Below are 26708 nucleotides of genomic sequence, written 5' to 3' on the forward strand. Positions count from 1 at the left end.
GCGTTCACTCGAAACCCTCGTTTGCGTGCGTGGATTGAAGTCTTAGTAACCTGCAATACACGCGTAAAACGCCGAGGGTTTTCGAGTTTTCTAAATAAATCGCAAATCAAGCTTCGCTTGATTGAGGGCTAGCGGGCTGTTGATTTAGTTTGCATCGTAACCCGAAGCGTGTGCGAGGGACACCAACAAAGGATTTAATAGCGTTCAATCCCTCGCTGACGCTTCGGGTTACGATTCAATCAACAGCGCGCTAGCGGGCTGTTGATTTAGTTTGCATCGTAACCCGAAGCGTGAGCGAGGGATACCAACAAAGGATTTAATAGCATTCAATCCCTCGCTGACGCTTCGGGTTACGATTCAATCAACAGCGCGCTAGCGGGCTGTTGATTTAGTTTGCATCGTAACCCGAAGCGTGAGCGAGGGATACCAACAAAGGATTTAATGGCGTTCAATCCCTCGCTGACGCTTCGGGTTACGATTTAATCAACACGCCGCTAGCCACGGTTCCGTCGCAAAAACCGGGGCTCGCTCATGTTGCCAACCCTAAAGTTGAATCTAGACAAAGCACGAGTGCTTTGCGCTAATTCGAATTCCGGTTAAGCCGCAGAACGCTCGTCGTAGTCCGCTAGAATGAATGCCGCGACGACCGGAGGGGTTTCGTTGCGGCAACTCTTTTCGAACGAGGGCGAACGATCGTGCTGTTCTTTCCATTATCCACCGACGCCCCCGTTTACCATTGGCCGATCGCGACGGTGACACTCATCGTCTTGAATATTGCCGCCTTCTGCGGCACGTCCATGCAGGTCTACTACGGCCACCTGGACTTGGAACAGATTCACTGGTTGAACTTAACGTTCGAGCAGATCGATCCGCTGCAATGGATCACACAAAGCTTCATGCACATCAACCCGTTTGATTTCTTGATCAATATGTTGTTCCTGTGGAGCTTCGGATTAGTAATCGAAGGCAAGGTTGGCGCGTTTTGGTTCACCGCGATCTACTTCGGAACGCACCTGATCTGCGCTGCGTTGGCCCAAACGATCTTCTATTCCCTTTCGTTTGCTTATCCTCCGATCGCCGATTGGTATACCAGCGGCGCGGACAACGGGATCTACGCGTTACTCGCGATGGCGTTGATTTGGGCCCCCGAAAACGAAATGACCTGCGTGTTCGTGGTGCTGGTACCGCGAATGGGCAAGATGGGTGGCGGTTTCGTTACCGAGTTCAAGATCGCGTCGCTGGCGACCGGATTCTTGTTCATCCAATTGGTGCTATTCTTTTTCCTCGGCCCGTTGGTTTGGCAGGCAGGCTTTCATCTCTTATCGATGATAATGGGCGGCGTCCTTGCGATGTTCATGCTCCGCCGAGAGTGGGTCGATTGTGAGGACTGGGACATCGTCGCTCGGAACGAATGGTTGCATCCTTACCCGCTCTTCTGCAGCAAAGAACGGCGCGTTCGGTTGGCGCACAACGAGGACATCAAATATGACCCGGTGACGGTCGCGCTTTCAACAACCAGTTCGCCGACCGTCAGCCACGCCGCGTACATGGCGGCGCGTTCGGGATCGATGTCCCGAACCACCAAGGGACAACGAGTCTCGATCAACCAGATCGGAAAGTCGAATCAAAACGCAACCCAAGGAACATCCAACTCGCCGGCTTCGGCGCGGCAACAGGAAGCTCAGTCGCATCCGGAGTTCAACCGTACCGCCATGTTGCTACGCCAAGCGATCTCACAGAACAGCTTGATGCTGGCTAACCAACACTTCAATAAGTTGGTGGAACTGCAGATCGCCGACGGGTTGTCGGATCAAACCCTTTTTAGTTTCGTGAAGCTGTCGGCGTCGAACAAGGATTGGATTTCGGTGATGCGATTGTTGCAGATGATCGTAGCGCACAATGGAGCAATGGCGATGGACGCTCGCATCCGGATAGCTCAACTGCAACTGAAGGTACTGCATCAACCCAACGAGGCGATTAAAACGCTAAACAAGGTGCAGTTCCAACCACCCGCCGGCAAGAAGGGCGAGCATGTACTCAGCGAAGCCCAGCAAAAGTTGATCACCCAACGCGACGCGCTTCTGAAGCAGTGTGGAGCCGCTCCGCCGTATACAGACAAGCCCGACGCGCAACGGTCTGTTGATTGAATCGTAACCCGAAGCGTCAGCGAGGGATTAATCGCCATTAAATCCCTTGTATGTATCCCTCGCTCACGCTTCGGGTTACGATTCAATCAACACGCCGGTAACCGAGGGATCATTGATATTGGCTCATGCCTCGCTGACGCTTCGGGTTACGATGCGAACTAAATCAACACGTTCTCGCGCGTCGGGCTTGTATCAATTGCCAAAAAAGGACAACCAATGCGGCGATTACTGACGTAGGCGAGTTTTTCCGAGACTCGCAGCATGGACCGTCTCGGAGAGACGCCGAAAGTTGCGTTGAGACGAAATAGAGTAACGCACTCGATTCGTAGTTCGTTGAGCGTGGGAAAAGTATGCCACCAAAAAATAGTTTTACCTGCGGCGAAAGTGCTCGCTCAGTAACACCTCAAGAACCATCGTCTTCAAACCGAAACCGTTTGCTTGGACGTGTTCGCTGATTTCTTCGATCGCAAATCGATCGGATCGCTCGGTGGGTCGACCGGTCGAGTAAATCATCAGCTTGTCGATCAAGTTTTCAACAAAATGGTCACGGCGAGCGGTGGCCAACAACGTCTTGAATTCGGCGAAATCCTGGTAGGTTTCCCCAGAGGGCAACTGTCCCGACGGATCAACCTTGGGCGCAGGGCTTTTGCTCTTGCCATTGGGCTTGGCGTACTGATTACGCCAACGACCGATCGGATCGAATCTTTCCAACGCGTAGCCGAATGGATCGATCTTCCGGTGGCAGACCGCGCAAGTTGCGTCTTGGCTGTGCTTGGCTAGTTTTTCGCGAATCGTCTTAGAACCACTGACGTCGGCTTCAATCTCAGGGACTACGTCCGGTGGCGTGGGCGGTTCGATCCCGAGTAGATTTTCAGAAACCCACACGCCTCGCGTGACCGGCGACGTGTCGACTCCGTTGGCGCTCACGGTCAAGACGCCCGCCATGCCCAGCACACCGCCACGTTGGCGATTGCCGGTCAAACTGACCCGCTGAAATCCGTCAGCAAGACGCATCGTCTCGCGTTCGGGAAGCTGGTAAAGCTTTGCGAGTTTCTTGTCAACGAACGTGTAATCACAATCGATTAAATCCGTTACCGGACCGTCTTGGTCGAGCAAATGACTAAACAACTCATACGCTTCCCGCTTCATCGCCTCGGGTAAATTCTCGGCATAGTAAGCAATGTTGTCGGGGCGAGGCGGTGGCAAGTTGCCGATGTCGCGAAGGTTCAACCAACTATCGACAAAGCCTTGAACGAAATGCTGGGACCGTTCGTCGGCAAGCATTCGCTCGATCTGCCGGCGAAGTTCGGCGGGATCGTTCAGCGCACCGGAACTCGCTGACGCGAACAACGTCTCATCGGGTGGTGCCGTCCATAACGTGTACGAGAGGCGAGCGGCCAAGTCATGAGGGCGGAGTCGGTCTTCTTCCTCAGGCGTGACTTCGCTGAGATACAAGAACGACGGCGAGCACAGCATCATCTTCACCGTATCCAATGCGGCCTGGCGTGGTGTCGCGTCTTGGGCGATTCGTTTTTGATAAATCGTTTCGATTCGATCGCGATCGAGTTGTTCGAGCGGACGACGAAACGCACGCTCGCCGAATGCGAGCAATTGTTCCGACGCCTGCGCCGGCTGGAATCCTTTTGGGCCGAATACGGCGAGTTCTTCGGTTGATCCATCAGGTTCAGCGATCGGACCGTGAATCTTGATTTCGCCGATCTTGATGTGTGGTAGTTTACCTTCGCGGAGGATGTGCGTCCTACTCACACCGTTGGCCGATTTGGGGTCTTTGAATTCTTGGTTGTAGCGTTTGTTGACTTCGATCACTGACGCTCGCGATTCGTAAGGACCGTTGGGAAAAATGAAACGCGGGGTTTGCCCGGCTTCCAACCAAACGCGAAACTTCAACCATTCCGGTTGATCGTCCGGCACGGTTGATTGACCCAGAATCGGTTCGATCGATTGCGGGTAATGGATATGTCCTTTGGTTACATCACCAGGAACAACCGCAATCTGAAAGGGCTCCGAAAAATCGATGCGGAAGATTTTGGGATCGTAGTGCGTGTCGCGGTGCATCGCCTGAGCATGAACTTCGATATCGTACAACCCCGAAACGGGGACGCCTTCCAGAAAGTCTTCGACGTGTCCGTATCCGCCTTGTCGTGTGTCGGTATTAGGTTGTTCGTATAGGCACAAGTACTCGAACTTGAAGAAGCTCTTATGGGCCCCGGTGAGTTCTTCGTACTGAACGAAGTTGTCGGTGAAATGCCACGACTGTGGCGGAATACTGGGTCGGGCCAAGCGAGTTTCGACCAACCGGTCGGCGGCGTGAAAGTACTGATCGAGCAAGAACCCAGAGGTGACCAACGCTTCACCCACATTGTCCATATGGTGAACCGTGTTCTCTTTCGGGAAGTCCGCCGTCAGACCTAAGGTATCGACACGACGATCGAACAAAACCGCTAGCGTGTTTTCGTACTCACGGTGTGATAAACGCCGTAACACGGTCCGTGCACCGGAGCTTTGAACTTGTTCGCGGGCGTCTTGCAATGCGGCGCGCAGAGCTTCGATGACCGCAATTCGTTCATCGTCGGACGGCTGATCCGCATCGAGCGGAGGCATCTCTTTCAGCGTGATTTGATCAATGATCTCGTCGGCTACAATCCAATGGGATTGAGAGGCGATCGGCAATGCAAACGATTCAAATTCGCGTTCGCCTTCGGCTGAACCGGAATCGTGGCACTGTAAACAATAGGTGTTCAGAAAATCGACCACGACCGTCGAACGATCGACCTGCTCGGCCGCCATGACCGAACGCGTGATGATCGAGGTCGGAGCGATCGAAACCGGTAAGCCGACCGAAACAGCTAACGCCAAGGAGCCCCAAAGTGGGGCGATCCGCATTCGACTCGGGATCATGAGAAGGTGCCGGTGCTCGTTCCGAATGAGTCCGTTTCCACGCCCATCCGATGGGCAATGTCCAACAGCAGATTGCACAACGGCACCTTGGCCAAACCATCCGACGCCACTTTCCTGAACTCACCCCGGCCGTATCCGCCGCCTGCCAAGACGATCGGCAGATCGCTGTTCTTGTGCGAGTTGGCGTTGCCCATGCCACTGCCAAACAGGACGGCCGTTGAATCGAGCAACGATTGATCGCCGTCTTGTAGCTCGGACAACCGAGTCAGGAAACGATTGAATTGCTCGAGTTGATAAGTCTCTAACGTGATCAAGTGCGCGATCGTTTCTGGATCGTTGCCGTGGTGTGACAAACCGTGGTAGGACTTGTCGATTCCGAGGTTTTGCGGCAAAAAGCTGCCACCAATTTCCAGAGTCGCGATTCGGGTCGAATCGGTTTGCAGTGCCAACGCAATCAACTCATAGAGCATCGGCAGATCGTCGACCGTATTCGTATCGGCGGGGCGATCGAACGGAGGCTCAGGTTTAGGTTGATCGACCCAACGTTTCCGATTGGCCAGACGTGTCTCGACGTCACGAATCGAAGTGAAATATTGATCGAGCTTGTCTTTGTCTTCGTGGTTGATCCGTTTGGACAAATCGCTGGCTTCGTCAAGAACGGAATCCAGGATCGACTCTTGGAGCGAATTCGCGCGGACCATTTGCGCCCGTCGTTCTTTGGATTCGGTACCGAACAGTTTTTCAAACAGCTCAGCCGGACCGGTAATCGGTGGCACACGGACGCCGGATTTGGTCCATGACAATTGACACCCGCCGTGGATGCCGCCTTCGGAACCAACGGTCAATGAAGGGAATCGAGTTTGTTTGCCGATCTCGTCGGCAATGAATTGGTCGATGGTGACGTTACCGAGTGGGCGGTTTTTCGACTCATGATGCAGCACGCCGGACAAGAACGTATGGACGGCGAAATGCCCGCCACGAATGTCATGGTCTAAACCGCGATAAACGTTAATGTGATCACGATTGGCTGCCAGCGGCTTCAACAACGTGGTCTCTTCGAATTCCTTACCGGTTTTTTCGGGAAAGAATTGACTCGTCTGAAAACCTAGCAGGTTACCAATGGCGACAAATCGACGGGCACCGGTTCCGGCACCTTTTTGCGAATCAATGACACCGCCCGAACCGATGTCATTGGCGCGGAGCGATGAAAGCCCCGGCAGGGCGAGGGTGGTGGCGAGAGACCCCGTCAACGAACGTAAAACAAAACGACGATGGATTGGCTGATTCATGTTCGTAGTCTAGGCGGGGAGGAAGGTCTAGGCGGGAAGGAAGGGCGGGAAACGCTGCGTTCGAAGGGGAGGGAATGAACGCGGCGTGATGGGGGTAGCAAAAGTTGCCGAGAATTTCGGAAATGGGTGATCCAAAGCCGAAACTCTTGGCGGTTTGTCGATTTAATCGTAACCCGACGCGTCACGGGCTGTTGATTTAGTCCTCATCGAAACCCGAAGCGTAAGCGAGGGATAATTGATATTGACTCATCCCTCGCTTACGCTTCGGGTTACGATATGGACTAAATCGGCAAACCGTTGGCGAGTTTCGCTACCTGAATGTCCAGCCGTAGAGAAAACTAAAGCGGAAAATCGTCTTCGGCCGCTTGGTCAGCGTACAACGGCATATGACGATAGTAAACTTCCAAAATCATCGTTGAAAATGAGGTAATGCACAACCGTCCGGCATCACTTACGTGAGTCGAACTGAAGTACCAACTTCCTTTTTCGCCGCCGGACTGACTCTGCGACTCAACCAACCAGTCACGAAGTTCCGTGTTGAACTTCTCCCACCCGGGGCCGCCGTTTTGACGCAGGACTTGCGCGGCGTAGTAATTGTAGTAGATGTCGTTCTTCTTCACGCCGGTCTGCAGCAACGACTTGATACCTTCCTGAAGCGCGGGCGTGTTCTTATCCCACCCGGTGTACATCCGGCACAATAATCCGACCGCCGTCGTGGCGGGACGCGGAGTGGTCGTTGGTTTATCGTACCCATACCAAGCACCGCCTTTGGATTGGACTTTGTCCAAGAACATCATGGAACCTTGGATCGTTTGCGGCGGAACGACGAGGTGTCCCATGTATCCGCTCTTGAGCGCCATCAGTTGCCACCCAACGACCGACGTATCTCCACCGGCGGGCTGTCGCGGTGAGTATCGCCATCCGCCGTCCTTGCACTGGGCGGTAACGATGAAGTTCAGCGCAGCTTGAGTCGGACCGGCCAGAGCGGGGTCTTCGGTCATCGCGTAAGCTTCACTGAGCGCGATCGCGGCTAAACCATGCGAGTACATGTTGCCACCGGGATCTCGGAGATCCAATACGGGCAAGCCGTTTTGCATTCCTGGCTTTCCGTTTTTGGCGAGGAACAGAAGTCCGCCTCGAACCGATTTTTGAAAATCGCCGGACATATGCGTTTGCCCAGCACCGAGGAACGGCAACAGCGCCATCGCCGTGGCACCGTTAAGCGCGTTGGCTCGTTTTTCATCGCACCCGTTCTTGCACGCGTTTTTGCAGACGAGGTTGTGTTGGAACGTCCAACCTCCGTTAGGCATTTGATGCAGCGAAATCCACTTGAGCGCTTCGGTCACGGCTGCTTCGCTGGCGGAATTGCCTCCGTACTCTCGCAACAGTTTTTTCTTCATCTGTTCGGAGCGGCTGTCCATCGGGGCAGATTGGACCGACGCGAGCGTTTGCAACGTGGCCGACGAGGGAGCCATTTCCGCAGCCAGATCGGCTACATCGAGCGGCACGGCGGCGACGTCCATCGGGACATCAACGGAAACCGGTTCGACCATTTCAAGGGATTCAGTCATCTCGACCGGTTCGGAGATTTCTTCCATCTCCTGCATTTCTCCCGGATCGATCTGCTCGATCGTGAACTCTTCGATCTCGGGTCCTTCTTCGCCGGTCGCGGTCGCCGACAAGACATTGACGATTTTGACAGGGTCGGCCAGAGATATCAGTCCCAAAACCAACAAAATACCGACGTGGATCAGGGTGCTAACCAACCATGCCGGCGCGGTTTTCAAAAATCCGAAACGACGAATGGGCTCGTCATCATCTTCAGGCTCCAATGCGGGCAAAGTCGCCGCAAGGGCGTCCAAGTCGGTCATAGACTCCGGTGAATTGGCCATGAGGATCGTTTAAAGAGGCGAAGAAACAAAAAAAGAAAACGGCCGAAGCAGAAGCCGCCACTAACTTGGGCCAGGGGTCCCAATATAAGCGAAATTGGCCTGCAATGCGACTCAATCTCACAAACGCTTCGATCGGCCGTTTGTACCCAATCCTCCGTTCACCACCACTCACGAGGGGGGAACCGCCTTTCTCCACAATGTGTTTGGCCCGGCTGGAAGAGTCCGGCCACGTTTCGCGCCTTGGCTGTGGAAGGATCTCCTTCGCACGAGAAAGTTCGTTACTTCGGTCGCGATCGGCCTTTTCGACGTTACCGTCGTCGCTTCGTGGGCGACACCACGCCGAAGCGGTGCCCCCTAGCTTCCCCCAACCAAAACTCGTGAAAATCGAAGGCTCCCGCCTGATGGGGCGTTGCGGAAGCGGGGATCAGGAGGCGGGAGCCTCCACAACAGTGCGTTCTCAGGCGGGAGACCAAGAACGAATGCGCGAGTTTGAAAATGTGGGCTGGTTTCGAGTTGGTTCAAAATCGAGAAGCCGGCAGTTGATTGGCTTCTAAACCTTCTTGCGTTTGTCCAGCATCTCTTCGACACGGTCCTTGGGTGTTCCGTCATCGCGATAGGCGTTGACCAGGATCGCCGGATCGAGCATCCGCCAAGCCGGAATGCTTGCGTACATCGTGGCGACAAGCATCCCGCCACGTAGCGCCCAAAGCACATATCCGATCGATGCCAAGCCCAACGAGGTGCCGACACCCCCGACGAAGAACTCATGTTCTTCGTCGTCACCCTTAATGAGTTCATCGACATCGGCAAGAACATACCATGCGAATAAAGAGTCTTGCTCTGCTCGGAATAATTCGTCGCTGTAGGATGTCCCTAAACCGATCGGTGCGAAACCGAATTCGGAATTAAATGCCCCCTTTGCGAAACGGTAGCTGCGACCTAACCCGTGGGTTTGAGCAGCGTATTGGGTCGACTCGCCAGCGCCAGAATCGGTTGCGTCTGAACCATCCGCATTGTTCGAATCCCCATCCTGATTGTGTTTTTGAGTTGTTGCCTTCGATTGATTGGAAGAATTGCTTTCTTGATTCTGTCCGCCGGGGAGGTTACCGCCGGTTCCATTCGCGTTGGCAGCGTCATCACCGTTTCCGGAGGAGTCGCCCGGATCGTTGTTTGAGTCACCGCCCGATGAGACGCCGCCGGAACCTCCGGTGCTTGAATCACCGCCTGCGTCGCCCGATCCTCCACCGTCGCCGGAACCACCTCCTGCTCCACCGCCACCGGGATTACCGGCCTGTACCGCGATGCCCACCGTGGCAATATTCTCGCTATCGAGCTGGCCGTCATGGGCTCGGTATGTGAACGAGTCGGTTCCAAAGAATCCGGTGTTTGGCGTGTAGATCAACGATCCGTCCGGCGCGATCGTCAGTGTTCCGTTGGACGGCTGAGTTACGATCACCATTTCCAACTCGTCACCGTCCACGTCGGTGTCGTTGGCGGTAGGTTCGGGGGTCGTCAACGACTTCGATTGGCTCGCTAGCGTGTCGTAGGTGTCATTCACCGCCACCGGAGCTTCGTTGACATCGAGAACATTGATCGTGAAGACTTGCGTGCTGGTCGATCCGTCTTGTGACGTTGCGAGCACCTCGACCAGATGGCTGGACTGTGCTTCAAAATCCAAACCGCCGAGTGTGGTCACGATGCCAGTGCTCGGATCGATCGCAAAGCGTCCGCCGGCATCATTGGTCAACGCGTACGTGACCAGACTGTTGGTTCCGTCGGCATCGAACGCCGATACGGTGATTCCGGCGGGGGTCCCGACACTATTCTCGTCGACCACGTCGGTGTCGGGATTAGCATCGATCGGCACGGTCACGTCGAATTCGTCGACGTCGTTTATGTTAACGGTGAAGGTTTCTTCGTATTGTCCACCCGCTTGGTCGGTAACCCGGACGGAGATTTGATGTTGGTCGGCATCTTCGAAATCCAGTCGGCTCGAATCCAGCACAGTGATGCTACCCGAACCGTCGATCGCGAATCGTCCATCAGCGTCGTCGGTCAATTGATAGACGAGGTCTTCGTCCACATCGATATCGCTGGGCGTGACCACGCCGACGAGCTGTCCATCGGCAAGATTCTCGTCAATCGTCAAATCCGTCGTTGCCAGGTCGAATGGATCATCGTTGGCACCTTGAATCGTGATGGTGATCTGTTGGGTCGACTGGACACCCTGTCCGTCAACGATCGTGTACGTGAAGACATCTTCGAGGGTATCAGTTGTCGTTCGCAAAGCCCCGACGTCCGGATGATTGTTGTCGACGTTGTAGGTATACAGACCATTGCTTTGAATCGTGATGGTTCCGTAGAGTCCCGAAACCGGGGCACCCACGAAACCGCTCGCCGGCCCAGAGTTCCCTGCGGCGACTCCGACGACGTTGGCAGTATCGGTGGCATCGAGGTCAGTGTCGTTGTCAAGCACATTGCCGGTCGGATCAATTCCGGGCGTGGTGTTGGCATCACCTCCGGCTTCCAGCGCGGTCGCGGTGTCGACAATGGCCACGGGGCCGTCGTTGGTGCCCGTAATCGTCACCGTCACTGTTTCGGTATCGCTCAGCGGGGTGCCGTCGTCATCGGTGATGCTAACGGTGTAGGTCAATGCCAAAGTCTCGCCATCGGCGAGGAAGTCGAACGCTTCGTTGCCGGAATTGAAATTCCAAGTCAGCGTGTTGGTGGTTTCCGTGTTGTCTAAGATTGCGGTAGGCGTGACGCTCAAGAACGATCGTAGCGTCGTGTTGTCGAGGGTAACAGGAACGCTGCTTGCCCCATTTCCGGAAATGGCCACCGAATCAACCGCCGCCAACACGTTGTTGCTTTGATCGAGATCGATCACGGAGAACGTACCGCTGTCGGATAGCCCTGAATTGGTTTCGGTCAGTGGAGACGTAGCTGGGCCGCCGGCAATCACGGGCGCATCACCCGTGCCGTTGATGGTGATGACGACGTCCTGCGTATCGGTCGCACCTTGGCTGTCTTCGAACTCGATGGTGTAGGTCAACGTCAGTGATTCACCGGTTGCTAGGTAATCGAATGCTTCTCCGCCGCTGTTGAATGCCCAGGTGAGCGTATCGCTGGTTTCGGAATTGTCTAAGATTGTCGGCGTGGAAGTCAGCATCGCCAGCAACGCCGCGATGTCGCTACCAAGCCCAGTCGTTGTCCCACCTGCAACCACGCCTGTCACAGTCGAAGTGACGACATCCGATACGTTCGAATCACTGACCGTCAGTGTATCGGTCGCGGTCAATGTTGCGTCGGTTTCGGAAAGCGATTCAGTAGCACTATCACCGAGTTCGATCGAAATCACCGGCGCATTGTTACCGCCAGTCACCGTGATCGTCACGGTTTCGGTGTCCGACAACGGCGTGCCGTCGTCATCGGTGGCGCTGACCGTATAGGTCATCACATAGGTTTCGCCTGCCGCTAAGAACGAAAACGTTTCGCTCCCTGAGTCGAAATCCCAAGAGAGCGAAGCCGTCGTTTGGGTTCCATCCAAGATCGCCATCGGCGAAACCGTCAAGAACGATCGGGCGGTCGCGTTATCCAACGAACCTGGCGCGTTCCCGGCACCCGTTCCATTGATCACAACCGCGTCCACGGCTGAGGTGACATTGTCAGTTCGGTCGAGATCCGTCACGGTCAGCGTGCCGCTGGTTGTCAAGCCCGATCCGGTTGGTGTCAGGCTGGCGATATCCGGTCCATCGGTGATCACCGGTGCGTTGTTCGTACCGTTGATCGTGATCACGACCACTTGAGTATCCGTCGCGCCCTGGCTGTCTTTTACTTCAATGGTGTAACTTAGAGTGAGTGTTTCACCACTTGCCAAGTAGTCAAACGCTTCGCTGCCCGAGTTGAACGCCCAGGTGAGTGTGTCGGTCAATTCCGTCGTATCAAGCACATTGGCCGTCGAGCTGAACATGGCCAATAACGCCGCATTGTCACTGCCAAGCCCCGTCGTGGTCCCGCTAGCAACGAATCCGGTTACGGTCGAGGTCACGACGTCAGTCAAATCTGAATCGGCAACGGTCAACGTGTCCGTCGCCGTCAGAGTTGTACTTGTTTCGGTGAGTGTTTCCGCCGCACTGTCGCCGGTGTCGACGAACACATTGGCACCGTCGTTGGTTCCGGTAATCGTGACTGTGACCGTTTCGGAATCTGAGAGTGGCGTGCCATCGTCGTCGGCTGCGCTGACCGTGTAGGTCAGAATCAACGTTTCTCCGTCAGCTAAGAAGTCGAATGCTTCGCTGCCGGAGTTAAAATTCCATGACAGGATGGCTGACGTCTCGGTGTTATCCAAGATCGCAGTTGGCGAAACGGTCAGGAATGATTCAATCACTGAATTGTTGAGGGTGCCTGGAACGCTTCCCGACCCGGTGCCAGTAACCAAGACCGAATCGACGACGGCCGTGACGGTATCGCTGCGATCCAGATCGGTTACGGTCAACGTTCCGCTATCAGTTAGTCCCGCATTCGTTTCGGTTAACGACGCGGTGACTGGTCCGTCTGAGATCACCGGAGCATCATTCGCAGCCGTAATCGCAATGTCGCGTGTGACGGTGTTGCTGCTATCGTCGCCATCGTTGACGGAGAAGCTGACCGTGCGTGTGGTCGTGTCGGGATTCTCACTCGTGTTGGTGTAAGTGATTGAGCGAATGGCGGTCTCGTACTGGGCCAATGTGGCGGTTCCGCTCAATGTCCACGTACCCGTGCCTGAGTTGTAGGCACCCGTAATCCCGTTCTGGTCGCTGAACGAGAGTATGTCTTCGCCCGATTGGTAGCCACCCGTGATCTGCACCACGGCCGACTCGATGTTCGTATCGTCCACGTCGGTAAAGGTGATCGTCGAAGTAATCGCGATCGCGCCGTCGTTCTCGGTGTACGTTAACGGAGTCCCTTCAATCGTGGCTGCCACCGGTGCGTCATTGACGTTGGTGACTGTGAAGCTGACCGTGCCCGTGGCAGGTGTCGAGCCGTCTTCGCCGCCGTCGGCCAAACTAAAGTCGAAACTGTCACTCGTCGCCTGCGAGCCATCATGCACAAACACCACATTATTGTTGTCGATGTCGTCTTGCGTGAACGAAGTGATGGCCACACCGGCATTGGTCGTCAGTTCCAATTGGCCGTTGGTCGGGCCGCTGGTCACTGTGAAAGTCAATCCTGTTCCCGCATCATCCACGTCGGCTTCATTGAGCATCGCCGTGGTGACCGTCACCGAGCCTCCTTCGGCCACCGTCGTTCCCGTGTTGGTGCCCACCAGTGGTGAATCGTTGACCGCCGTGATATCGACGTTGACGGTACCGAAGTCGATGTCGGTACCGCCACCGGTACCGGTGTTGCCGTTGTCGTTAACCGTCACGTTGATCGTGTCGGCGTCATTGCCGAACAGGTTTGCCGTGCCATGCAGGTACGTGACGTTGCTGGCTGTGTTAAGGTACGTGTTCAAGTCAGCTTGGGTACCGGTCAATGTCAACGTACCGGTTCCGTCTCCACCGATGGTGATCCCAGTTCCCGCTCCCGCCGTCAGGTTTCCACCGGTCGAAGTCGTCAGCTTGAGCGTCAAGGAGCCGCCGCCGTGATCAACGTCGCTCAGATCAATCGCCGATAGATCGACGTTGCTCGTCACATCTTCGGTGACCGTGATGTCGGTCGGCAAACTACCCGAGTTCGTTGGATCGTCGTTGGTCGCGGTGAGGTTGATCGTCTGCGACGCGGAATCTTCTTCGCTAGATCCATCCGCCGTCAGTCCCGGATCGGTACCGGTGTTGCCGCCGTCGTTGACGGTGACGGTAATAGTTGTTGAAGCGGATGGCGTGTCGCTGCCGTTGTTGTATACAATCGTGCCGCTGCCACTGCCGGTAAGCAGGTTGTTGAGCTGCGCCAACGTGCCGGTTAGGATCACGCTTCCAGTTCCGTTGCCGCTCGCAATGCTTGCTCCGGAGTCACCCAACGCAACCGTGACCGCACCTTCACCCACTGCGATCGTAGCAGTGATCGTTCCGCTGGCCGCATCGACATCAGTGACACTGAATCCGGTTCCGTGGATGTTTAAGTTGGTCTGTTCATTGACGGTATAAGCCGTTCCAGGACCGTCCATGTCAGGAGTGTCGTTGATTCGCTCGATCGCGATATTGCGTGTGACGGTATTGCTGTTGTCGTCGCCATCGTTCACGGTGAATGAAACCGTGCGGGTTGCTGTGTTCGGGTGCTCGCTGCTGTTGGTGTACGTGACGCTGCGGATCGCCGTTTCGTAGTGGGCCAATGTCGCCGAGCCAGTCAACGTCAATGTGCGATTGGTGGCGTTGTAAGATCCCGTGATGCCGTTTTGATTGCTGAAGGTCAGCACGTCTTCGCCCGATTGATAACCGCCGGTGATCTGTACCATTGCGGATTCGATGTTTGTATCATCGACGTCGGTGAACGTGATGGTCGACGTGATTGCTACCGCACCGTCGTTCTCGGTGTAAGCCAACGGAGTGCCTTCGATCGTGGCTGCGACTGTAAGATCGTTGACATCCGTCACGACAATCTGAGCCGACGAACTATTGATGGAAAACGCATTGGTTCCACCCGACGTTGTCGGGTCGGCATAGCTTGGGGATCCGTTGGTCGATGCCACGCCACTGGTTCGGTCCCAGGCCTTGTAGCCGAACGTTGCCGTTTCACCGTTTTCGCCGTCAGGGATGTAGCGAACCTGTGTGGTGGATGTGATCAACAAGGCGCTGGTCGAGCTGACCGAACCAAAACTCGTCCACGTCGCCCCGTCGGTCGAATACTGCCAGGTACCAGTGCCCGTTGAGTTCGTGATCGCCAAGCCACTGACAGCACCGTTATCAACGTCGGCGTAGGTCGAGCTGCTCAGGATGGCCGAAGCAAGTGTTCCCGACGAGACGGTGCCTTCAATGGTTCCCGGCAGGTTGTAGGTGTAGCCGCTGGCGATCGTTGGTGCGTCGTTCACCGAAGTGATGGTGTACGCAACCGTTTCAGTGGCCGTGCTAAACGCGCTCGTACCTCCGTTGATCGACACATCGACTCGGTCACCGGCATTTCCGGTTGTCTGATCCCAGGCGCGGAATGCGAAAGCATTGCCAGTGCTACCATTATTGTCGTTCGAATAAACCCGAACCAAGTCCGTGCTTCGCAGCAGAATGGCGGACGTGTCCGATGGAATGTTGAAGAAAGTCCAAGTGGATCCACCGTCGATTGAGTATTGCCGTGCGATATTAGCCGCGGAACCGCCGATGATGGCGATCCCTTCGAACGCACCACTATCCACGTCCGTGATGCGATCGCCACCAGCCGACGCGATGATCGAAGCCACCGTCTGACCGCTGTTGTTGGTTTCATCTTCCGTGATCGTATTGAGAGTCATCGTGCCTGTGTCGTCGAGCACCGGTGCGTCATTGGCCGCAGTGAGGTTGACCGTTGTGCTGCCGGTGGCGATCAATTCACCGCCGGTTCCTTGTTCGGATGCGGTGTTGCCATCCTCGATCGACCAGTTGATGGTGACGCTGGCTGGTGGATCATCGCTGCTATTGCTGTAAGCGATTGATTGCAGGACTTCGTTGACCTGTGCATGCGTCGCCGTGGCGTTGAATCGCAGATTCAGCGTCCCGCCGCTATTGCTGACTACCGTACCGACCGTCGTTCCGGACAGATCCAGGTCATTGTTGCCCTGGAAGGCCAAGTTTCCGGTCGCACTGAAAACGTCTTCGGCATCCGCCCCGCCATTTCGGCTCAGGATCAGATCAATGCCATCGAAATCATCTTCTCCGCGATCGATATCGGTATCAAGAAAAGTCAGGTCCGAATCCAATACCACGGCAGCACCGTCTTCGACGAAGGCGACCTCGCTGAATACGCCCGATTGATACTTCACCGACACGTTGTCGATGTAGCCATCGACACCGTTGGTCCCGTTGGCAACACCCGCTGTATCTGAAGTGTCGGTGAACGTGACCGTTGCGGTGCTCGAGTCGGCGGTGAACGAATAGGTGTACCGAAGGTAAGTCGTGCCAACTAGGTCCGTAATGATCTGCGCTGTTGTCAGTAAGTTGCTCTCACCGTCAACGGTAACTTGCAGCGACTGATTCAGAGATCCATGCGAATCACGATAGTCAAACGAGAGTTCGTAATTTCCACCAGCAACCGTATCAACCGTCTGCGAGGCCGTGTGTGGGCCGACGGCGTTGCCGGCCCCGAATCGGATTTGGGAAGAGATGCTTTGTACGATTCCCGTGGTCGTCCAGTCACTTAATCCCGAACTAAAATTACCGTTGGTTATCAGTTCGGGCTGCACGAATTCCGGTGCATCGTTGACCGCGATGACCGCGATGGCCACCGTCGATGACGTTTGCGTTAGCGCACCGGCGAGTGCCGCGATTTCGTTGGCCGAGAGGGCTCGGGTATAGATGCGAGCGTCGTCGATCAGACCGTTGAAGAACTGCGACGCACCACTGCTGTTGGCTCCGATGACGTCTTGCAATCCTGTATTCTGTTGAATCGCTTCGGTATGATGCGACTCACCAACCATCACTCCATCAACATAAAGTCGTTGGGTGTTCGTCGTTTGGTCGTAGGTGTAACTAACGAACTTCCAGCCCTCGCCATCGACTGTGACGTTGGACAGCGTGTATCTCCAATCGCTACCCGAGGTATATCGAAAGAGCCCGTCGATCGTACCGTCGGTTGCAACTCGCAGTTGCACGTTGTTGCCCAGTGAGATCACGCTGCCTACGGATCCAACACCGATGATCTCGTCAAGATTAACCCACGCAGCAAGCGTCACTTGATCGGAATAAGTGACTGTTGGACTGATCGACACGTAGTCATCGACTCCGTCCAGGCTCAGCACCTCTCCTCGAGTCGCGTCAATGAACGTCGTGGCTGATCCGAACAACGTTCCGTCCTGAACAGTGCCAGCACTTTGGTCGTTCGCATTACCGCCCTCGAAGTCGTAGTGTCCTTCCTGGTCAGCCGACAACGACGTCGTCATGTCTAGCGAGACGCTGCCGTTGAAACCGGCGTCGGGCGTAAAGGTGAGACCCTCCAAGGCCGCATTGATATCCGACTCGGTGCCATTAAACGTGATCGAGCTACTGCCGTCGGATCCGTCGACAATGGTAATGCCTGTGAGTCCGGACAGATCAAGCACACCATCGTTGACGGACAACATCACTTGCAGCGGAGTTTCTGATCCGGCGAACGTATCACTGACTGTGATGGCATTGGTATTTCCACTGCTGAACGTCAACACTCCGTCTTCAGCGACCGATTGAGCCCCAGGCAGGGATTGAACTGGTTCTGGCGTATCGTTGACTTCGATCGTCAGTACTTCGCTGTAAGTCGCACCTGCGGAATCAGTGACTTCGATTGTCACGTCATGCGATATGCCGGTTTCGTAGTCGGGGGTCGTCGGTGTACCGATCCACTTGTTCATCAAGTAGGCATGAGCGTCGACGACACGGTCCGCGTCAATCGGATCGTTGTTGATCGTCAGTTCGCCGATCAGACCGTTGAAGTACTCACCCTCGTCGCTGGAGGTTCCGTGATGGTATTTGGTGTCATTGACCTTAGCACCGATGCCAATATCGCTATTGTGAGAAGCGATGATCGAACCTGGGGTGCCCGCCGCTACCAGTGACCCGTTAACGTACAGCTCGAAGCGTCCCGCCGAATAATCAAACACCGAAGTAGCGACATAGGTGGTATTGGCTGTCACGCTGCTCGACAGCCACTCGCCGTTCCATCCGTTGGCTCCTGACCAAGCACCGGCGTACAAGTTCCCGTTCTCAACATACAAGTTAAAGCCGTTGGTGACGCCGCCCTCTTCGTAGATGACCTGGCGAGTCGTGACGTCGGACGACAACTGGAACGCTGATGTAACTACGCGTTCTTCCACGTCGCTGACGTTAATGGTCGGCGAATCGCTGATCGTCAAGTAGTCATCCATGCCGTCGAACTGGAATGCATCGTTCCCGTTCAGAGCTCCAGCAACCAGAGTCGGTTGGGTCCCGGCGATCGACTGACTGGCGGAATTCCCCGTACCCGAAAGATCCGTCACTCCACTGACGTCACTACCATTTAGGGTGATCGAGCCCGTCTCATTCGCGTCCAGCCACAACACATGTTCGGTGAACTGATCCGGAGCCGTTGGATTGGCTAAACGCACTTCACCCGAGGCCGAATCCACCGCGAACAGAACGCCGTCTTGACCGGTTACGCTGTAAGTCAAGGTGTCTGCGGCATCGACGTCACTGCCGACAACGGTGCCGACCATCATGCCGCCGGCGACATTTTCCGCGACGGCCATCGTTCCTGTGAGATCGTGCGGTGCATCATTGGCACCCTGTATTTTGACCGAAATCTGGGTCGTTGACTCGGCGCCTTCCGAGTCGGCAACGGTGTAGCTAAACACATCATCGAGTGTATCACCGCTAGTGCGTAGAGCCTGCACCGACACGTTGTCGTTGTCGACGGTGTAGGTGTAATTTCCACTCGCGTCGATCGTAATGCTGCCGTAGCTTCCAGTGACAATGGTCCCCACAGAGCCGACGGCACTAGGCGCGGGCCCGGCCACGACTCCGACAACCGTTTTAGTATCACCCGTGTCCACATCAGTATCGTTGGTCAGCACATTGCCGCTCGGGTTGGAACCTGCCGCTCCGTTCGCCGTCCCACCAGCTTCCGTCGCCGTATCCGAATCCGCCACCGCCGCCACCGCATCGTTGACCGCAGTGATATCAATCGTCGTGCTGCCTGTCGCCGTCAGTGCTCCGCCGGTTCCTTGTGCGCCCGTGTTGCCGTCATCAAACGTCCAGTCGATCTGCACGCTGGTCGGAGGTGCATCGCTGGTGTTGCTGTAGGCGATCGATTGAAGCGTTGAATTAATGAGTGATTGTGTGGCGTTGGCATCAAACGTCAACACCAACGTACCGCCTATGTTGGTCGTTACCGTCCCGATTGTGGTTCCGCCGTAAGTTAGGTTTCCAGCTTGACCGAGCGCACCGAGCGACCCGGTCGCCGAAAACACATCCTCGCTGCTCGTTCCGCCATCTCTAGCAAGCGAAACGGTCGCGCCGTTGAAATTGTCAATCGTACTCAGTTCGGCATCAAAGATCGTGACATCCGCATCCAGCACCACGGCAGGCCCGTTCTCGGTGAACGTCGGATTCCCTTCAAGTGAATTTTGAGGTGCGAAGTTGGAGGTATCCAGCGTGCCGTCGCTATTGTAACGGACGACCGTGGCGCGGTTCTCTGTGCCGTCACTCGATGTTCCGACCGCAACAATTTGACCAGTGCCGCTGATAAAGGCGTTCTCGAGTGAATCCGCGAATCCGCCGTCGAAAGTCGCCAACCCATCACCGTTGAACGATGCGTCGAGCGTCCCGTCGGTATTAAATCGATAGACGGCAAAGTCGTTGTCAGTACCATTGTTGCTGGTCCCCACGACAATGATTCTACCATCGGCTTGCAGTCGCAAGTCGACGCCGGTAAAGCTGCCCGACAGAGAACCGGTGGTGGCGATCCCGCCGATTCCAAAGGTTGCATCGAGCACACCGGACGAGGTGAATCGAACGAGGCCGACTTCGTTGTTCGTTGAATCGGTTCCCACGACAAGAATGTTACCCGCGTCGTCAAGGACGATCTCACCATTGACGTCAACGGTGGACGAACCAAGATCGACAGCCACTCGACCGTCGCCACTGAATGACGTATCCAGTGTTCCGTCGGTATTGAAACGAAGTAGCAGCAAGTCGTCGCCGGTTCCGCTATTGCCGGATCCAATGACCAGAATTTTTTGGTTGGGGTCGATCGCCAGTCCATAAGCGATCTGCGCACCCGATACCCCAGCGGCCATCCCAAAGGTATCGTTGACCCAACCTGTTCCGTTGAAACTGGTATCGAGCGAACCATCATTGTTCAGCCGGAGAACGACGGGATCGGCGTTCCCACCGTTGCCCCGTTGGCCTGCGATCACAATCTTCCCATCACCATCGATGGCAACATCATGGGCGATATCGGCGAAGCCGATGTTATGGACGACCATTCCATCGGAATCAAACGTCGTGTCCAGAGAACCGTCCGCGTTGTACCGAGCGACAGCAACATCGTTGTAACCGCCGACAACCGTTCGCCCAACGACGACGATGCGTCCGTTAGGATCGACGGTGATGCCGTTGGCTTGATCGTCAGTCCCCAGAAAGTCCGCCGTCACCAGCCCCGCCGTACCGAACGACGTGTCTAAGGTGCCATTGGCGCTGTATCTAGCGAGCGCAAATATGAGCCCCGACGCTCCTCCATCAATTGTCCCGGCGACCACGAACTTGCCACTGTCCAGTTCATGGATGGCCGTACCGACGGTAAAGTCGAATGCAGCGTCAAACGAGGTCACGCCCTGATGAGCGACGAACATCGGCGAGTCATTGACAGGGCTGACGGTGATGGGCACTGAACCGTTGGCGGACAGGCTGTCCGCCGCCAATACAACAATTTCGCCAGCCGACAAGGCTCGAGTATAGACGCGAGCGTCGTCGATCAACCCGCCAAAGTCGAACGCCGAGATGGAGGGATTGCCGTGTCTGCCAACGTATGTATCGGGATAGCTTCCTTGGAATGTCAGCGTTCCCGAAGTGGTCGCTGATGCAACCAGTTCGCCATCGAGATAGAGTTGCAGTGACTTCGTTGCGGAGTCAAACGAGGCTGCGATGTGATGCCAACCGTCGTTCAAGAGGTCGACGTTGAAGGACGCTCCTTCCCAGCTACTGCCGTTCCATAGGTAGGCATACAGTCCTGACCCTGAGTTGAGTCGCACTCCGAAATCTTCACCCAACGCAATCATTTCGGCGCCCGACGGGCCCACGGAGGTCAAATTGACCCAGGCGGCCGTCGTGATATCCGACGGGCCACCAAACTTGCCCGGGATCAATAGCGAATCACCGCTACCGTCGAGACTTAGCACCTCGCCACGAGTACCATCGGTGACAACGGTGGCGTTCCCGACAAGGGTTCCGTTTTCAAGCGAGCCGACAGATTGATCGTTAACAGTCGAGCCGCTGACGGTTTCCGGTTCAAACGTGTAGTGGCCCCCGGCATCGTCAACAAGAGCGGTTGTCAGATTCAGCGTAACGCTGCCGTTGAAACTCGCGTTCGGTATGAAGGTCATGCCTTCGAGTGCCGCGTTCAGGTCCGATTCGAGTCCGCGTATCTGGAATGCGTTGCTTCCATTGCTGCCATTGACAAACGTCAATCCCGTGGCATGCGATAAATTCAACACGCCGTCGTGGATGGATAAATTGACCAGCATCAACGAGTTAGTTCCGGCCAGCGAATCGCTGACGGTGACCGAGTTTCCATTACCGATGCTGAAGGTCAGTACAGCGTCTTCGTTGACCGACTGCGGGCCGGGAACGGTGTGATTCGCGTCTAGCTCATTGTCGATCGTGATCGGCATGGTTTCAGTGTAGCTGTTGCCCGCTGCATCGGTAACTTGCACGTCGATGTTGTGCGTTGTCGCGGTTTCGTAGTCGATCAGCGAGCCATCAGCGACCGTGATCTCGCCGGAGCTGCTGTCGATAGCAATGCGTCCACCTGCGTCGTTGGTCAGGCTGAACGTGAAGTTGGACAGGACTTCGCTGGCGTCCCATTCGATGACGTAGTCTCCGATGGCAAGATCGTCGGGAAAGTCGTTCCAGTAACCATCGGTAACAAATATAAGATGATTCTCGTCGCCACCGAAATTGTTTGGCTCGGAATCACGGAAGTTGGCGAAAGCGCCATTCGTGATCGAACCGGAACCATCGCCCTGCCAAAACTGATCAGCATCGTCGGTGCCGTCGAGCCATCGCCATTGCCCCTCGACCGACGCGTCCGAAGCACCAAGCCACAGATCATTGCCCGCCTGTTCCGAGAATGACTGAGCGAGTTCCTGTTCGTACGCAGAACGAATTGTCAGCAATTGGCCCGACACACCGTTGAGGTCGTCCCCCAGTGCGGCCGCGTACGCAGTTGCCCAGTCGACGGACGGGCCATCGACTAACTTATAAAACTTGCCCGTCGCCGCGTCGTAGGACAGCGTCGGATCGTTGTTCAGAATCGTGGTGACGGCGGCAGGAATTTCGATGACACGCACGTCGGCAATGTACGGGCCATAGGTGCTGCTTGCACCTTCGAGTGATGCGAACGCAAGCGATGAACTCGCTGAATCCGCAGTAAAGGTGAAGCTCCGACTTTCAAAGGCATTGGTGTTGCCCCACGACCAGTTCGGTGATTGCACAATGGCAAAGTCTTTGCTTTGGCCGTTCCCACTGACGCGGAGGTTTTTGACCGGCTCACCATCGCCAAAGTCACCCGTCATGTTGAAGATGACTTGGTACTGTCGACCGGAAACCGTCGACAGTGTTTGCTCGATGGTACCGGGCGACGCACCGTCGAGGTTAACGACGCGACCGCCGAGCGGAGATTGCCAACTCGATGTAGCAAACAGATCGACGCTACCACGCGTGACAGTCCAATCGCCGAACGATCCAGTTACTCCGTATCGGTCGGTGGCTGGGGTCGATCCAGTGAATAACCCATCGCTGACGATGTCATTGCTGACATCCGGATCGCTCGGCACGACGAAGCCAACGGTGGTTCCATTGGTCGCGGTTTCGCTGATGTGGAGGTCTTCGACCGGGGTGCTGGCGGTGAAACCGGTTCCGCTGGCGTGACCGGTGCTCAGGTTGTTTCCGCTGACAACATCAACGACTTCGTTTGATCCGTTGAAGCCGTCCATCTGCCAATTGGCGATCAAACCATTGGGCAAATTCCCACTGTCAAACTTTTGTTGATGATTGAGCGAGATTTCGGCTTGGGTGCGGACTTGGTCCCAAATGCGAACGTCGTACAGTGTGCCGCTGAAGCTCTGGATTGGCTTGAAGCCTCCGCCTACCGAATCCTGTTCCTGGCCAAAGACAAGCGTTCCGCTATTGTCGACGGACTCACCAACTCGGTATCCGGTGGCGGTATGAATCAGTTCTCCATCCAGATAGAAGGCGACATCTCCGTTTGTATTGTCCCAACTGACGGCAAGATGATGCAGTTCACCGTCCAGGATCTGCGGAAACGCACTGGTTGAGATTCCAGCCCCTTCTTTATGAAACGACACGACGCCCGTTGAAGTGACTTGCAGCAACAGTTCGTTGTCGCTGCCAGTCGCTGCATAAGACAACAGCGGTATCGTGCTGGTCGGTTGGTCAATGGCAAAGGCGACTTCGATTGTTGTCGCTGTCAACGCGGGAAGTGACGTGGTCGCTAATAAATACGCGTCGTTTCCGCCGTCAGTATTGAGCTCAATGCCGCTGGAAAGATTCGTCGGCGCGTTGTTCGATTCGGCCAAATCACTCAGCGAGACCGTGAAGACTTCGTCGTAGGTGTTCAGATCAACGTCGGTCGTGCGAATGGTCAGCGTGTGAGTCGCATTAGTTTCGTAATCAAGCAGCGAACCGTCGGCGACGGTGATCCGGCCGGTACTTGCGTCGATCGCGAACGCGCCGGCGGCCGTTTGTGACTCGATCAAATACGTCAACGCGTTGGTGGCGTCGAGCACATCATCGGCGTTCCACTCGACGACGTATCGCCTTGTTGCTGTCAACCCTACGTCCTGCCAGCCACCGTCGCCTCCATCAAGATAAACGGCGTCCTCGTTACCGCCAAAGTCATTCGGTTCGCCAGGCTGAAAGTTGCTGAACGCACCGTTGACATTCGTTCCGTTCCCGGTACCCCGCCAGAATAGTTCTGCCTCGGAATTTCCAGAGTACCAGCGGAAGTCGCCTTCGACGGTTTGGTCCGTCGCACCCAGCCACACCGCCCCTCCAATCGACTGAGCCAGCGAAAAGACGATGTCGTTTTCAAGAGCGGATCGAATGGTGACCAGTTGACCGTTCACTGTTCCCAAAGTATTTGAGATCGCCTCGTTTTGAGCCGTCGACCAATTCACGGTGCTATTAATGGCTTTGTAAAACTTGCCCGTCTCGGCGCTGTAAACGAGCGTAGGATCGGCCGCCAACAGCGACGCGATCGTGGCTTCGCGTTCCGCATCGACGCCTGAAACTTGTCCGACCACGGTGCCGTCGAGTGCGTTTTCGTGCAGTGAAAACGTCAGTGAAGGGTTGCTTTCGGTAAAGCCTGCTTCCGTGACATGCTTCACCTTCAAATTATTGCCACGGACCGCATCGGTGATCACACCGTCCGTGGAAAGTTGATCGAACTTCCAGTTGGCGATCATGCCGGATTCGTTGTACGGCAAATCGCTGCGGTAGCTGGCGGCGATTTCACCGGCGGTGCGAATGTCGCTGAACAGACGGATATCGTGTAGGGTTCCCGAAAACGACTGAACGGTGGCGAAATCACCTTCGGTCGAATCCTGTTCTTGAGCAATTGTGAGTACGCCGTCGCTCGCGAGCGTTTGCCCGGCCCCGATACCGGTTGCCGATTCAATAAACTGCCCGTCAACGTAAACCTGAACGTCACCGGTGTTGCTCCAAGTGACCGCGAGTGAATGTTCGTTCCCGTCGGCTAGTGCTGTTCCATAATCGATGCTTGTGAATGTATGCGTCGTGTCGGCGACGAAGACGTCCAGCTCACCCGCAGTGTTCACGAAGACTCGAATTTCTTCGCCGACTGTCGGCGAATGGTACGAAAGTAGGGTTTCCGCATTGGCGAAGTTTTCGATCGAAAAGCGGGTTTCGAAAGTCAGTTGCGAGAGACCGCCGAGTAGCGTTCCCGAGTCGTCTGGCGTCAAATAGATGTCGTTGCCACCGTCCGTATTAATGCTCAGACCGCCATCGGTTGAACCACTAGCGAATGTTCCCACCGGTTGCAGGACCACGTCAGCGGTGCTGTATTCCAGATCGGCCTGCGAGGCAACCTGACTGGGTGATAACGCCTGGTCATGGATCCGCAATGAATCCAGGCCACCTCCGTAAAAGCGATTGACATCCAGATCCTCGCGTCCGCCAAGGTACAGCCCCGTCGTCGGATCGACTCCGTCCGTGCCGCGAGTCGCATCGGACGCCTGCAACACGCCGTCGAGATAGACCTGAGTTCCGGTCCCTCCAACGGTAAGCGTGTAGTTGTGCCACTGGCCGTCGCCGATGATTCCGCTAATATCAAAATTCAACTCTTGCGCGTAAGCGGCATCGTTGTTGTCTTGAAAGTTGGTGAATATCTCGTTGGCATAGGCACTGTGACTCGATTCGCCGAGATAAATACTCAAGCTGTTGTTCGTCGATACCGTCCCGTGGCTGTAAAGATACTGAAACGTCGAACCGGTGTTGTCGTCGACTCTAAAATCAAAGCTGACGGTGAACTCGTTGCTGTAGCTGAAATCGGGAATCACGGCGTAGTCGGCCGTTTCGTCAAACCAAATTCCCTGACCAAAACTGCCTTCTCCGAAACTGGTGTCACCATTGATGCTGGTCGCGTCATTGCCACCCACCGAATCGGTCACGTCGCCGTTGAAACCGTAGTAGTGGCTCAGTCCGGTTTGTCCGTCATCGGCCCGATAGGAAAATGAATTCGAGCCGTAGTGGCCGCTGCTATCGGCGACGGCGAAAGTGCCGTCGTTGTTGTAAGTGATCGTTCCGGTCGTTGGATCGGTGTAGTCAATGACGCTCAGAGTACCGCCATCGCTGTCACTATCATTGGTCAACACGCTACCGGTCGTCACGGTACCCAGGCCAACCTCAAATGTGTCATCAACTAAAGTCGGAAGCACATTATCAGGGATCGTAGTCGCCGCTGATCCTGCGGAGAACTCCGAGGTATTGTTGCTGTAGGTTGCAGTGGCCGTTATCAGTTCTCCGTCGGCTACCGCACCGGAAAACTCGGTCAAAGTAATGTCGGTGAAGGTCGCGTTGCCGCTGGCATCCGTGTTGACCGTCGTGGAACCGAGATATTTCTTTCCTTCACGACGAGTGGGATCGCCCGCCGGTGGCGTCGCATAAAAGTGGATCGCCACACCGGTTAAACTGGCAAGCGTATTGACGGATCCACTGACGACGACGGTAGTTCCCGACCAGTTCATTTCCGCCGAAGTGATGACAGGAAAGTTCTGCAAGTTGTTTGGTCCATTATCGGGATCGAGCGTGTCGTTGTCGGTGATGTCTGGGGCTCCCAGGTCGATGCCCAATCCCGAATTGCCGTAGATGCTGTTGCCGATGACGAAGTTACCCGTCCCCGCAGTGGTCGCGATGTAGACACCCGCGTCGTAGGTCGCGTTGGTCCTTCCGCTGTCGGTGATGATGTTCGCCAGCCCCGTGCCCGTACCGCCGATCGTTGTACTGGCGGCACCAGACTCAAGCAGGATGCCGTTCTCACCACTACCATTGGTCACCGTGCCAGCGGCGTTCGTACCGATGTAGTTGCCCGTG

Annotated in this window: 5 protein-coding genes; 1 reads left to right on the plus strand and 4 read right to left on the minus strand. The window is 55.6% G+C overall.

Annotated elements, in window-relative coordinates; translation table 11 throughout:
- Positions 1-695: 695 nt before the first annotated feature.
- Complete coding sequence (locus Pla100_RS28820) at positions 696-2147, plus strand: rhomboid family intramembrane serine protease (protein ID WP_146582606.1); 1452 nt, start codon at positions 696-698, stop codon at positions 2145-2147.
- A gap of 369 nt (positions 2148-2516) precedes the next feature.
- Here the strand turns inward: Pla100_RS28820 and Pla100_RS28825 are convergent, their stop codons facing one another.
- The 4 genes from Pla100_RS28825 to Pla100_RS28840 all read right to left on the minus strand — a co-directional run bounded on the left by Pla100_RS28825 (position 2517) and on the right by Pla100_RS28840 (position 26671).
- Complete coding sequence (locus Pla100_RS28825) at positions 2517-5066, minus strand: DUF1592 domain-containing protein (protein WP_231603756.1); 2550 nt, start codon at positions 5064-5066, stop codon at positions 2517-2519.
- Positions 5063-6355, minus strand: a complete 1293-nt coding sequence (locus tag Pla100_RS28830) for a DUF1552 domain-containing protein (RefSeq protein WP_146582608.1) — start codon at positions 6353-6355, stop codon at positions 5063-5065. Before Pla100_RS28830 ends, Pla100_RS28825 begins: the two co-directional genes overlap by 4 nt.
- Before the next feature lie 338 nt (positions 6356-6693).
- Positions 6694-8247, minus strand: a complete 1554-nt coding sequence (locus Pla100_RS28835) for a prenyltransferase/squalene oxidase repeat-containing protein (RefSeq protein WP_146582610.1) — start codon at positions 8245-8247, stop codon at positions 6694-6696.
- A gap of 550 nt (positions 8248-8797) precedes the next feature.
- Positions 8798-26671, minus strand: coding sequence for a LamG-like jellyroll fold domain-containing protein (locus tag Pla100_RS28840; RefSeq protein ID WP_231603757.1), 17874 nt, complete (start codon positions 26669-26671; stop codon positions 8798-8800).
- Positions 26672-26708 lie beyond the last annotated feature (37 nt).

The organism is Neorhodopirellula pilleata, from assembly GCF_007859915.1.
In the GTDB taxonomy this organism is placed as follows: Bacteria; Planctomycetota; Planctomycetia; order Pirellulales; family Pirellulaceae; genus Rhodopirellula; species Rhodopirellula pilleata.